Genomic DNA, 13,309 nt, shown 5'->3' on the forward strand with positions numbered 1-13,309 from the left:
CCGCCAGCCGCGCCGGTGGTTCCGCCTGCCCAAGCCCCAGCGGCGCAACCCGGCGTCCCGCCCCCCGCCATCGCCTCACCGCGCCGGACGATCGATGCCGGCACCGCGCGCGCGGCGGTCATCGGGCGCGATGTCGCGCTGGCGATCGCGCGCCATGCCAAAAGCGACGGCGGGAATACGCTGACGATCCGGCTCGATCCGGTCGAACTCGGGCGAGTCGAGGTGCGGATGCAGATCGACGCAACCGGCAAGCTGACCGCCACTGTCTCCGCCGAGCACGCGAGCGCGCTCGACCTGTTGCGGCGCGATTCCGCCATGCTCGCGCAAACGCTGTCGCAAGCCGGGGTGCAGGCCGACGCCGGCAGTTTCCGCTTCGACACCCAATCCGGCGGCAACGGTGCGGGTCCCGGCAGCGGCAGCGAGCGCGGATGGGTCTTCGCCGCCCCATCGCGCAGCGCCGACGACGAACCGGACGACAGCCGCAGCGCGCCGTCCCCCACACGCCCGGGCCTGCGCGCCAGCGGGCGGATCAACCTCGTAGCTTGAGGACGCCCCGATGACCACGACCACCGCCGCCACCGCCGCCGCAACCACCCCAACGGCACCATCGTCCGCGCTGACGAAGCTGACCAACGACTCGACCACGTTCCTGAAGTTGCTGACGACGCAAATGCAGAATCAGGACCCGCTCAAGCCGATGGACACCTCCGAATATACCCAGCAACTCGTCCAGTTCTCGCAAGTCGAACAGTCGATCCAGCAAAACCAGTCGCTGAAGGACATCCTTGCCAAACTGTCGTCCGCGGATCTGTCCAACGCCGCCGCGCTGATCGGCCATGTCGCGAGTTTCGACAGCAGCATCGCTGGGCTGGGTTCGACCGGCGACGCCACTTGGCGCTTCGCCGCCGACCGGACGCCGCAAACGATGCTCGCGACGATCAGCGACGCCAACGGCAATACGGTCACGACGCAGCCGGTCGATCCCGCAAGCGGACAGGTCCGCTGGAACGGCACCGACAGCCACGGCGCACGTGCCCCGAACGGTACCTATACCTTGTCGCTCACTGCAACCGATGCCGCCGGGTCGAGTATTCCGGTGACGATCGCGGCGGAAGGCATGGTGAGCGAGGTATCCGTCGAAAACGGCAAGCTGACATTACTGGCGAATGGTCAGCACTACGCCGCCGACAGCCTCGCGCGTCTTGCGGCGACCAGTGGAGCTTAGACCTCCTCCGAATAGCTTACACTGTTCGTATCATAGATTTGCACTCTTTCGATCCGTATACATCGGGTGCGTCTTCGCTGTTCCCCTGTCTCCAGCACATATTGGCCGATCGTGATCATGTGGTCCGTAAAATCCGACGGAAAAAGGCTGTCCGGCCAATCCCCGCGCGATCCCGCACCGGACGACGGCCTTTGGCGACTCCGGCGCGAACCGGTGCCGCAACGACGGCTCCGGCACCGCCGTAGTCGCACCCGGCCACGGCCATGAAAACAGGACGTTAACGCCTATCGTTTAGCGGAATATGTGTCGGGGGTTTTTCGCAATGCCGTTTTCCAGGATCCATCTGCCGCCGGGCGAGCAACCGCTGGTCGTCGCGACGCTGCTGCACTTCCGCCGGCAAGTCCCGTGGATGTACACACTGCTGATCATCAACGCGGTTGCGTTGGCCTATACGCATGCGAACCTCGCCCCGCGGTGGCTGACCCACGCCATTCCGGCGATGCTGATCCTGCTGATCGCCTCGCGCCTGTTCCGCTGGCTGATGCCGCCGACCCCCGACATGCTCACCGAAAACGGGGCACAGCGGGTGATCCGGCAGTCCACCATCCTCGGGTCGGTCATGGCGGTCGCGTTCGTCGCCTGGGCGCTGTCGCTGGGCGCCTATGGCGGCCCGTATGAGCAAGGCCATGTCGTCGTGTTCGTCGGCACGACCGTACTGTGCTGCCTGTTCTGCCTGACGCACCTGCCCGGGGCCGCCGCCGCGGTCGGCACGCTCGTCAGCCTGCCGTTGGTGACCTATTGCCTGGTCAGCGGGAATCCGGTGTTCGTCGCGGTCGGCATCAATCTCGCGCTGGTCACCGTGGTGTTCCTCGTCATCCTGCGGGATGCGCACAAGGTGTTCCAGGGCCTCGTCATGTCGCGCAATGCGCTGATCGTGGAGCGCCAGCAGGCGCAGCGGTTGAGCGACGAGAACCAGCAACTCGCGCATACCGACCCGCTGACCGGGCTCCCCAACCGCCGCTTCTTCTTCGGCGCGCTGGAAGCCTTACTGGCCGCACGCGGGACGGCGGCGGATTCGGCGGAAGTGGCCCCCTTTTGCGTCGGCGTGCTCGATCTCGACCGGTTCAAGGCGATCAACGACACCTACGGCCACGTCTATGGCGATCGCCTGCTCGATGCGATCGGGCATCGCCTGGCGTTGCGCGCGGGCGGCGCGGTGACGATCGCGCGGCTCGGTGGCGACGAATTCGGCGTGCTGTTCGACGGACCCGCCGAACAGGCGGAACCCGCGATCGCGGCGCTGTGCGCAGCAATCCACACGCCCGTCGCGATCGACGGCATGGAAGTGACGCTCGGGTGTTCCGCAGGGATCGCGGTCTATCCCGAAGCGGGGACGACCGCGCACGCGCTGTTCGACCGGTCTGATTACGCCCTGTACCACGTCAAGGCGCACCATCGCGGCGGATGTGCGGTGTTCTCGCCCGAACAGGAAGCGCTGATCCGGGTCGAACAGCGCGTCGAGGCGGCGTTGCAGGTCGCCTCGCTCGAACGCGAGCTGGAGGTCCATTACCAGCCGATCTTCGACACGCGCTCGATGACGATCAGCAGCGTCGAGGCGCTCGCGCGGTGGCGGTCTCCGGTCCTCGGCGAGATTGCCCCCGCCACCTTCATCGCGGCGGCGGAACGCATGGGGATCATCAACCGGGTCACGCTGATCCTGTTCGGAAAGGCACTGGAAGGGCTGGCCGCGCTCCCCGATCCGATCGCCTTGTCGTTCAACCTGTCGGCCCAGGACCTGATGTCGCCCGCGACGATGCGCGAGATCGTCCGGATGATCGTGGCGACCAACGTCGCGCCGCGCCGGATCGTGTTCGAAGTCACCGAGACGTCGCTCGTCACCGACATGGCGACCGCACGCGAGGCGTTGCAGCGGTTGCGCAGCTTCGGCGTGCGCACCGCACTCGACGATTTCGGGACGGGCTATTCGAGCCTGTGTTCGCTCCACGAACTCCCGCTCGACATTCTGAAGGTCGACCGCACCTTCGTTACCGGCATGGCGACCGGATCGGGCCGCAACATGGTCTCGGCGATCCGCAACCTCGCACAGTCGCTGTCGCTCGAGTGCACGATGGAGGGGATCGAGACCGAAACCCAGCTGATCGAGATATCGCTCGCCGGCTACCGCTATGCGCAGGGGTTCCTGCTCGGCCGTCCGATGCCGATCGACGCGCTGTTGATGACGATGCGCGAGCAGACGATGCAACTGCCCGAAGCAACGCGGCTCGGCGTGCGCGGCGCCGCATAAGGTCGAACTGGGCTGCCCCTACCCTCTGCCCCTTACTGTCGAACCGCATCGCGCCGACCGCAGCTGCGACCCCCTTGTTCACTCCGAAAAGAGGGCCGTCAGCGCGCCTGATCGAAAGCCGCGCATTCTCCTGTTGCACCGCACCGACATTTTCGTATACGTTATATAAAGTTCAAGCGAGAAAGGTCGAGACGCAATGTCGGTTGCATGGAAGGGTGTTTTTCCCGCGGTAACGACGCAGATCCGTGAAGACCTCTCGGTCGATTTGGCGGACACCCAGCGCGTCGTCGATGATCTCATCAAGGACGGCGTCACCGGCGTGATCGCGCTCGGAACGGTCGGCGAGAACAACTCGTTCGAATATGACGAAAAGGTCGAAGTGCTGACCGCAATCGTCGAGGCAGTCGCCGGGCGCGTGCCCGTCATCACCGGCGTTTCGGAATATGACACACGCCGCGCGGTGCGCTACGCCAAGGCCGCCGAAACCGCGGGCGCGGACGGGCTGATGCTGCTCCCGCCGATGGTCTATGTGCCCAAGCCGCACGAACTCGTCGCGCATTTCAAGGGCGTGGCGGACTCGGTCGGCCTGCCGATCATGCTCTACAACAATCCCCCGGCGTATCGGACACTGATCGACAATGACGTGCTTGCCGCCTTGGTCGATGTCGCCAACATCGTCGCGGTCAAGGAATCCGCCCCCGACACGCGCCGCTTCACCGATGTGAAGACCGCGTTCGGCGACCGCTACGTGCTGTTCGCCGGGCTCGACGACGTCGCGCTCGAGGGGCTGTATCTCGGCGCGCAGGGCTGGGTCTCGGGCCTGACCAACGCCTTCCCGCGCGAATCGGTCGAGCTGGTCAACGCCTTCGCACGCGGCGACCATGCCAAGGCGATGGAAATCTATCGCTGGTTCATGCCGCTCCTCCACCTCGATGCCGAGCATGACCTCGTCCAGTCGATCAAGCTCGCCGAGCAAGTGATGGGCCGCGGCTCCGAACGCGTCCTGCCGCCGCGCTACCCGCTGATCGGCGCACGCCGCGCCGAAGTGATCGCGATGGTCGAGAAGGCCGCCGCCACCCGTCCAACGCTTGCCCCCCCGGCACCCCTCGCGTCCCCTAAAGCCGCCTGATAGCCTCCGCCGATGCGCCATACCTTCTTCTGCATCGACGGCCACACTGCCGGAAACCCCGTCCGCCTCGTCGCGGGCGGGGCACCGCTCCTGAAGGGGGCCTCCATGTCGGAGCGGCGGCAGGATTTCATGACTCGCTTCGACTGGATCCGCACCGGGCTGTGCTTCGAACCGCGCGGGCATGACATGATGTCGGGCGGGTTCCTCTACCCGCCGACGCACGGCGATACCGACGTCGGCATCCTCTTCATCGAGACGAGCGGTTGCCTGCCGATGTGCGGGCACGGTACGATCGGGATGGTGACGTTCGGGCTCGAACACGGGCTGATCCAGCCCGCCGAGCCGGGCCGATTGCGGATCGAAGTCCCTGCGGGCGTGATCGACGTCGCCTATGAGACGCAGGGTGACAAGGTCACCGCGGTGCGGATCACCAACGTCCCCGCCTATGTCGCGGCCAAGGGCATTCAGGTCGATGTCGACGGGATCGGCCCGCTGACGATCGACGTCGCCTACGGCGGCAATTATTACGCGATCATCGAGCCGCAGGGCGACTACACCGGGCTCGACGCGATCGGCGCGGCGCGCCTGATCGACCTCAGCGGCAAGATCCGCGACGCGGTGCGCGCGGTGTACGAACCCATCCACCCGCTCGACCCGACGATCCGCGGCGTCAGCCATATCCTGTGGGCGGACGTCCCCCGCGGAGACGGCGCGGATGGCCGCAACGCCGTCTTCTACGGCGACAAGGCGATCGATCGCTCGCCCTGCGGGACCGGGACCTCGGCCCGGCTCGCGCATCTCGCCGACCAGGGCCGGCTCGCCCCCGGCGACCGTTTCGTCCACGAAAGCTATATCGGCAGCCGCTTCATCGGCCGGGTTGAGGCAGCGACCACGCTTGGCGACCAGGCCGCGATCATTCCGTCGATCGAGGGATCGGCGATTGCCACCGGCTTCAACACGATCTGGATTGATCGCAGCGATCCGTTCTGGGAAGGTTTCCAGGTTACGTGAGCCGCGGCGTCGCCAGCAGCTTCGTCCCTTCCATCGGAGCTGACCGTTCATGAGCATCGTCGTCCGCACTCTGTCCGAACAGGTGTTCGAGATCGTCCGCGAGCAGATCGTTACCGGAAAGCTCGCCGGCCACACCCCGATCCGCCAGGACGCGCTGGCGAGCGAACTCGGCGTCAGCAAGATTCCGCTGCGCGAAGCGCTCGCGCGGCTCGAACAGGAAGGGCTGCTGACCAGCCATCCCAATCGCGGCTATGCGGTCCAGCCGATGTCGGCGGCCGAAGCCGACGACATCTTCGCGCTGCGCCTCAGCATCGAACCCGCCGCCGCTGCCTATGCCGCCACCGTCGCCACCGAAGCGGACCACGCGATCGCGCAGAGTGCCTTCGAGGAACTCGACAGCGCCGCGAGCGACCGGCTTGCCGAAGTCGCGATTCGCAACCGTGTGTTCCATACCGCGCTCGTCCGCCCGGGGCGCCGGTTGCTCACCACGCAAATGGTCGAGCGGCTTGCGATCCTCGCCGAACGCTATGTCGTCGCGCACCTCCAGCCCGCCGGGCGCGAGGATCGCGCGCATCTCGAACATCGTGGGTTGCTGGATGCCTGGCTCGCTCGCGATCAGGCGCTGATGACGACGTTGCTCGCAAGCCACATCCAGTCGACGCTGACCGATCTCCGGGGCCAGCTCGGCACCCAAACGAACTGACGGAGACTGGGGATGGGGACTATGTTCGGACCGCGCAAATCATTTGAGTCCCCCGTTTCCGACAAACATAGCCTCGCCAAGACGTTGAGCTGGCCGCATCTGATCGCGCTCGGCGTCGGCGCGATCGTGGGCACCGGAATCTATACGCTGGTCGGCGTGGGGGCCGAACGCGCCGGGCCCGCCGTCATTCTCGCCTTCGTCATCTGCGGGATCGTCTGCGGGTGCGCGGCGCTCGCCTATACCGAACTCGCCACGCTGATCCCGGCGGCGGGCAGCGCCTATACGTTCAGCTATACAGCCCTCGGGGAGACCGTCGCCTGGGTCGTCGGGTGGAGCCTGATCCTCGAATATTCGCTCGCCTGCTCGACCGTCGCGGTCGGCTGGTCGGGCTATCTGGTCGGCTGGATCGAGGCGGCGGGGGTGCATTTGCCACACGCGCTGCTGGTCGGGCCGCATGGCGGCGGGCTGATCAACTTGCCCGCGGTCGGGGTCGCGCTCGCGGTGATGGGGATGCTGATCCTCGGCACGCGGCAGAGCGCGACGCTCAACATCATTCTCGTCGTCATCAAGCTCGTCGCGCTCACGCTGTTCGTGATCTACGCGCTGCCCGCGTTCAACAGCGCGAACCTCCACCCGTTCATGCCCTACGGCTTCGGCTCGGTCGAAAGCGGCGGGCACAAGCGCGGGGTGATGGCGGCGGCGGCAATCGTGTTCTTCGCCTTCTACGGCTTCGATGCGGTCGCGACCTCGGCGGAGGAGACCAAGAACCCCAAGCGCGACCTGACGATCGGGATCGTCGGCTCGATGCTGGTCTGCACGGTGATTTACATGGCGGTCGCGATCACCGCGATCGGCGCGCTCCCCTTCACCGCGCTCGCCAATTCGCCCGAGCCGCTCGCCTTGGTGCTGCGCCAGCTGGGCGAGCCGTTCGCGGCGCAGCTGATCGCGCTGGCGGCGGTGATCGCGCTGCCGTCGGTCATCCTGGTGATGATGTACGGGCAGAGCCGGATATTCTTCGTGATGGCCCGCGATGGCCTGCTCCCGCGCGGGCTCGCGACGGTGAGCAAGCGCACCGGCTCGCCGACGCTGATCACGCTGCTCACCGGCCTGTCGATCGCCGCGGTCGCGGGCTTCTTCCGGCTCGACGAGATTGCCGAGCTGGCGAATGCGGGGACGCTGATTGCGTTCATCTCGGTCGGTGTGTGCCTAATCGTGCTCCGCCGTACCGCGCCGCTGATGCCGCGCGTGTTCCGCTGCCCGGCGGCGTATGTCGTGGGGACGCTGACCGTGCTGGGCTGCCTGTATCTGCTCGCGAGCCTGCCGACATCGACTCTGGTGCGCTTCGTCGGGTGGAACGTGATCGGGCTGGCGCTGTATTTCATCTACGGCCGTCGCCAGAGCAACATCGCAAAGCACGGCGCAGCGGCCGCGATCTGACCCGTGCTCCGGCGCAAGCCGGAGCCCAGGGTTACTGAGGACCGCGCTCACCCCACACGCCCGTCATCCTGAACTCGTTTCAGGATCCAGCCCTCCACGAGTCCGGACCAAGCCCGCCGCACGGTGGATGCTGAAACAAGTTCAGCATGACGGCAGAAGGGGAGAGGCGAGCGCCAAGAACGATTCCGTTTCCTTGCAATAGCGACTAGGCCAGCCCCATGCCCGCGCAATTCCCCTGGCAATTCGGCTCAGTCCTTCCGTGGCTCGACCTGTTCGGGATCGCCGTGTTCGCGATCACCGGCGCGCTCGCCGCGATCCGGCACCGCCAGACGCTCGTCACCGCGACCTTCTTCGCGCTCATCACCGGCACCGGCGGCGGATCGGTGCGCGATCTGCTGATCGGCGCGCCGGTGTTCTGGGTGCATGACCGACTCGTCGCGGGAACGTGCCTCGCGGTCGCGGTGCTGGTGTGGACGACCCCGCAACGCTGGTGGAAGGGCACCGCGCTCGACTGGCTCGATGCGGTGGGCCTCGCGGCCTACGCGGTGTTCGGCGCGGCGAAGGCGCTCGCGTTCGGCATCCCCCCCGTCCCCGCCGCGCTGATGGGCGTGGTGACGGCATGCATCGGCGGCGTCATCCGCGACGTGCTCGCAGGCGAACCGTCGATCCTGATGCGACCGGAATTGTACGTGACCGCGGCGGCGCTGGCGGCGGGGCTGTATGTCGCGCTGGTGATGGTGGGGGTATCCCCCAACCTCGCCGCCCCGATCGCCGCAGCCTGCGGATTCGCGCTGCGCGCGGCGGCGATCCGCTTCAAGCTCGCGCTCCCCGCCTATGGCGACCGCTAGGCCGTTTCCTGCGGAACCCTCGTAACCGGCCGCGCGCTTTCCTATTTCCCTATCTGGCGCTCCCATCAGAACAGAAGTAGAACTCGCCTTATGCTGACTCATATTTCCGTGCGCGGCGCGCGCGAGCACAATCTCAAGGACGTGTCGGTCGATATCCCGCGCGATACGCTGACGGTCATCACCGGGCTGTCGGGGAGCGGCAAGTCGAGCCTCGCGTTCGACACGATCTACGCCGAGGGCCAGCGCCGCTACGTCGAATCGCTCAGCGCCTACGCGCGCCAGTTCCTCGAACTGATGCAGAAGCCCGACGTCGACCATATCGAGGGCCTCTCCCCCGCGATCAGCATCGAGCAGAAGACCACCAGCCGCAACCCGCGCTCGACCGTCGCGACCGTTACCGAGATCTACGATTACATGCGCCTGCTATGGGCGCGCGTCGGCATCCCGTACTCCCCCGCGACCGGCGAGCCGATCGCCGCGCAGACCGTCAGCCAGATGGTCGACCGCGTCATGGCGCTCCCCGAGGGCACGCGGCTCTATCTGCTCGCGCCAGTCGTGCGCGGGCGCAAGGGCGAGTATAAGAAGGAGCTGCTCGAATGGCAGAAGGCGGGGTTCACCCGCGTCCGCATCGACGGCGAGATCCACGAGATCGACGAAGCCCCCGCGATCGACAAGAAGTTCAAGCATGACCTCGAGGTCGTCGTCGACCGCCTCGTCATCGGTCCCGACATCGCGACGCGCCTCGCGGAAAGCTTCGAGGCCGCGCTGAAACTCGCCGACGGGCTCGCTTATGTCGACCCCGCCGATCCGGTCGAAGTCCATACCCCCAAGCAGGAAGTGCTCGGCGACAACGCGCCCCCCGGGCGCATCGTGTTCAGCGAGAAGTTCGCCTGCCCGATCTCGGGCTTCACCATCGCCGAGATCGAACCCCGGCTGTTCTCGTTCAACGCCCCCCAGGGCGCGTGCCCGGCGTGCGACGGCTTGGGCGAGAAACTGCTGTTCGACGAGGATCTCGTCGTCCCCAACCATGCGCTCAGCATCAAGAAGGGCGCAGTCGTCCCCTGGGCGAAGTCGAACCCCCCGTCGCCCTATTACATGCAGGTCCTCGGCAGCCTCGCGCGCGAATTCGACTTCAGCCTCGAAACCCCCTGGGAAGACCTGCCGGACGAGGCGCAGCGCACGATCCTGCACGGCACCAAGGGCAAGCCCGTCACGCTGACCTTCATCGACGGCAAGAAGTCCTACGACGTCAAGAAGCCGTTCGAAGGCGTGATCGGCAACCTCAACCGCCGCATGCTCTCGACCGAGAGCGCGTGGATGCGCGAGGAACTCAACAAGTACCAGAGCGCCGCCCCGTGCGAAGTCTGCCACGGCGGCCGCCTCAAGCCCGAGGCGCTCGCGGTCAAGATCGGGATGCGCGACATCTCGAGCGTCACGCGCCTGTCGGTCGTCGACGCGCTGAAATGGTTCGAACAAGTCCCCGCCGACCTCAGCGACCAGCAACGCGCGATCGCCGAGCGGATCCTCAAGGAAATCCTCGAACGCTTGGGCTTCCTCAACAACGTCGGGCTCGATTATCTCAACCTCGATCGCACCTCGGGCACGCTGTCGGGCGGTGAATCGCAGCGCATCCGGCTCGCGTCGCAGATCGGCAGCGGGCTGTCGGGCGTGCTCTACGTGCTCGATGAACCGTCGATCGGGCTTCACCAGCGCGACAACGACATGCTGCTCAAGACGCTGCGGCGTCTGCGCGATCTCGGCAACACCGTGCTCGTCGTCGAGCATGACGAGGATGCGATCCGCACCGCCGATTATGTGATCGACATGGGGCCGGGCGCGGGCGTGCGCGGCGGGCATATCGTCGCGCAAGGCACGTTCGAGGAAGTCCTCGCCAACGAAAACAGCATCACCGCGGATTATCTGTCGGGCCGGCGCGAGGTCGCGGTGCCCAAGACCCGGCGCAAGGGCAATGGCAAGAAGATCACCGTCCACAACGCCACCGCCAACAATCTGAAGGGCGTCACCGCGAGCCTCCCGCTCGGCACCTTCACCTGCATCACCGGGGTCAGCGGCAGCGGCAAGTCGAGCTTCACGATCGACACTTTGTTCGCCGCCGCATCGCGCACCCTGAACGGCGCGCGGATCGTCCAGGGCAAGCACGACAAGATCACCGGCCTGCAATATCTCGACAAGGTCATCGACATCGACCAGTCGCCGATCGGCCGCACCCCGCGCTCCAACCCCGCGACTTATACCGGCAGCTTCACCCAGATCCGCGACTGGTTCGCCGGGCTCCCGGAATCGCAGGCGCGCGGCTACAAGCCCGGGCGGTTCAGCTTCAACGTCAAGGGCGGGCGCTGCGAGGCGTGCCAGGGCGACGGGCTGCTCAAGATCGAGATGCACTTCCTCCCCGACGTCTATGTGACGTGCGACGTGTGCCACGGCGAACGCTACAATCGCGAGACGCTCGAGGTGAAGTTCAAGGGCAAGAGCATCGCCGACGTGCTCGACATGACGGTCGAGGACGCGGTCGATTTCTTCAAGGCGGTCCCGCCGATCCGCGACAAGATGGCGATGCTGCAGGAAGTGGGCTTGGGTTACGTCAAGGTCGGCCAGCAGGCGACGACGCTCTCTGGCGGCGAGGCGCAACGCGTCAAGCTCGCCAAGGAACTGTCCCGCAGGGCGACCGGGCAGACGCTGTACATCCTGGATGAGCCGACGACGGGGCTGCATTTCGAGGACGTGCGCAAGCTGCTCGAAGTGCTCCACCAGTTGGTCGAGCAGGGGAATACGGTGGTCGTGATCGAGCACAATCTGGATGTCATCAAGACCGCGGACTGGGTGCTGGATCTTGGGCCTGAGGGTGGGGTCAAGGGCGGCGAGATCGTCGCGCAGGGGACGCCGGAGGTTGTGGCGAAGGCTAAGGGGAGCTTTACTGGGAAGTATTTGGCGCCGTTGTTGGGGAAGCGGTCGGCGAAAGCGGCAACACAGTAATGGTGCCTGTGCCTAGCGATTGCTTCCTACACGATTTGGAATCGATAGGAGCCCCGCACGGGCGCAAGCGTTGGCGAAGTTACGATGGCAAGCGATTATACGAGTGGGATTCACAGCACGGCGAAGTTGAGGTATATACGAAACGTGGTTTCCATATTTTCGTCGGTGACCCCGTAACCGGGTCACCGATCAAGCCTGCGGTAGAAGGAAGGCGGATTGATGTTTGATTTCTCTCGCTCCTTCATGGAGCAGGCACTGAACGGTGAACTGTTCCCCGATGAGATCGAAGCGTTCATCGAGCGATGGCACGAGGGCGGCACAGGAAAAGAGCTGCATGACTATCTTGGCCTCTCGTGGGACGAGTTTAGTTGGTGGGGGATGGACGCAGATCAGATGCCCTTGATAATAGCGGCTAGGCATCAAAATCGCTCTTTTCTTGACGCAGCCAACGATAATATGTTTGAGCAGCGTTTAGCAGCACGATCGGATCAAACCGCCAAGATAGCGCGCTTAAGTGCATGGCTATCAGAGCGCGGCACACTGCCTGAGTGATGCGTCCTGAAGAGAATCTTGCGAAAAGGTTGGTTTGGCGGCATAGTTTATCTCCTCGTATCGATGTTATGCACCTTGCTAGTCTTTACGCCACGGTGGAGGTTTGTAGGTTTCCCGTCGATGTTGACGGAGTTAGCCTGTTTCTTAAGAACAAGCAGCGCAGACCTCACATACTTGTAAGTGAAGCATTATCTCCACGACGGCAGAGATTTACTCTTGCTCATGAACTTGGGCATGTTCTGATACCTTGGCATCTTGGGTCTATTGTCGATGAGACGGATCTGATCAATTCGATCGAGCGCTCGACGTATTGGGATCTTGAAGGCGAAGCCAATCGTTTTGCGTCGGAATTACTGATTCCGACAGACTGGATGCAAAGCATAGTCGCAAGTACGTCTGATGCAGCAGCATCAACTAGGATAGTAGTAGAGTCAGCTGACGTATCAATTCAAGCAGCCACGGTAAAACTGCTAAACAGCCTTCCAGCCGGATATGTATTCGCTAGAGTTCACGCAGGCGAAGTGACTTGGTCCGGAAATAGCATCGGCACTTTGGCAAGTCGCGTGCCGTACGGACCAGTTGACGTTGATTCACTGTTTCCGGCTGCGGAACAGCATAGCTGGGCGGCCGGAAGCGACGGATATTATCATTGGTGGCAACTTAAAGACGCTTTGCCACTTCCGGATATTGAGGAAGGCGATGACTGGCGTCTGCTACTGCAACAGATATTAGACGACATACCCCTTTTCGATCCAAATAAACTCAGATCATCGATCCACGGTGTCATAGCCGCAGCAAATGGGAGTGTTAGGGAAAATCGTTCCACTGAACGAATATATGCTGTGTGCCTAAACAGATTGGAAGGACGGGCTAATGACGCGAGCGGCATTCAGCAAGTGATTAAGCACGCCCTATTCAGTAGATTTTTGGTTGCAAAGGTCCGGGACTTTAGAGTGTGAATAATCGTGCATGAGCGATAAAATAATCGTGCATGCGCTATAAATAGTGTTTGTATTATCACTACCCTGCCGCCTTCAGCAAAGTCACATTGCTCGCCCCCTTGCCAGACCAGCCCTTTTGACATGAACGTGGTCGGTTACGTCGG

At 64.2% G+C, this 13,309-nt stretch carries 12 protein-coding genes; all 12 read left to right on the forward strand.

Going from position 1 to position 13,309, the window contains the following annotated elements:
• Positions 1-546, forward strand: a 546-nt coding sequence (locus QBJ92_RS09690; protein WP_277969488.1) for a flagellar hook-length control protein FliK, incomplete at its 5' end; no start/stop codon positions are given.
• A 10-nt stretch (positions 547-556) separates the two neighbouring features.
• Positions 557-1,225, forward strand: a complete 669-nt coding sequence (locus tag QBJ92_RS09695; protein ID WP_277969489.1) for a flagellar hook assembly protein FlgD — start codon at positions 557-559, stop codon at positions 1,223-1,225.
• A 322-nt stretch (positions 1,226-1,547) separates the two neighbouring features.
• On the forward strand, positions 1,548-3,530 hold the full coding sequence (locus QBJ92_RS09700) for a putative bifunctional diguanylate cyclase/phosphodiesterase (protein WP_277969490.1): 1,983 nt from the start codon (positions 1,548-1,550) through the stop codon (positions 3,528-3,530).
• Positions 3,531-3,726: 196 nt separating this feature from the next.
• Positions 3,727-4,659, forward strand: a complete 933-nt coding sequence (locus tag QBJ92_RS09705; protein ID WP_277969491.1) for a dihydrodipicolinate synthase family protein — start codon at positions 3,727-3,729, stop codon at positions 4,657-4,659.
• 12 nt (positions 4,660-4,671) lie between these two features.
• Entirely contained in the window at positions 4,672-5,670 is a 999-nt protein-coding gene (locus tag QBJ92_RS09710) for a 4-hydroxyproline epimerase (RefSeq protein ID WP_277969492.1), read from the forward strand.
• Positions 5,671-5,719: 49 nt separating this feature from the next.
• Positions 5,720-6,373 (forward strand): GntR family transcriptional regulator, encoded by a 654-nt coding sequence (locus QBJ92_RS09715; RefSeq protein ID WP_277969493.1) that lies wholly within the window; start codon positions 5,720-5,722, stop codon positions 6,371-6,373.
• A gap of 12 nt (positions 6,374-6,385) precedes the next feature.
• Positions 6,386-7,810: an amino acid permease gene (locus QBJ92_RS09720; protein WP_431358384.1), complete on the forward strand. Its 1,425-nt coding sequence runs from the start codon at positions 6,386-6,388 to the stop codon at positions 7,808-7,810.
• Positions 7,811-8,028: 218 nt separating this feature from the next.
• Entirely contained in the window at positions 8,029-8,658 is a 630-nt protein-coding gene (locus QBJ92_RS09725) for a trimeric intracellular cation channel family protein (protein WP_277969494.1), read from the forward strand.
• Between the two features lie 90 nt (positions 8,659-8,748).
• A complete protein-coding gene (gene uvrA / locus QBJ92_RS09730) occupies positions 8,749-11,652 on the forward strand; it encodes an excinuclease ABC subunit UvrA (RefSeq protein WP_277969495.1) in 2,904 nt (967 codons plus the stop codon).
• Positions 11,652-11,879: a colicin E3/pyocin S6 family cytotoxin gene (locus QBJ92_RS20635; RefSeq protein ID WP_431358385.1), complete on the forward strand. Its 228-nt coding sequence runs from the start codon at positions 11,652-11,654 to the stop codon at positions 11,877-11,879. The genes uvrA and QBJ92_RS20635 overlap by 1 nt, the downstream gene beginning before the upstream one ends.
• On the forward strand, positions 11,872-12,204 hold the full coding sequence (locus tag QBJ92_RS09735) for a hypothetical protein (protein WP_277969496.1): 333 nt from the start codon (positions 11,872-11,874) through the stop codon (positions 12,202-12,204). Before QBJ92_RS20635 ends, QBJ92_RS09735 begins: the two co-directional genes overlap by 8 nt.
• A complete protein-coding gene (locus tag QBJ92_RS09740; RefSeq protein ID WP_277969585.1) occupies positions 12,204-13,163 on the forward strand; it encodes an ImmA/IrrE family metallo-endopeptidase in 960 nt (319 codons plus the stop codon). The genes QBJ92_RS09735 and QBJ92_RS09740 overlap by 1 nt, the downstream gene beginning before the upstream one ends.
• The last annotated feature ends 146 nt before the right edge of the window (positions 13,164-13,309 follow it).

This window comes from Sphingomonas echinoides, assembly GCF_029623395.1.
Lineage (GTDB): Bacteria > Pseudomonadota > Alphaproteobacteria > Sphingomonadales > Sphingomonadaceae > Sphingomonas > Sphingomonas echinoides_A.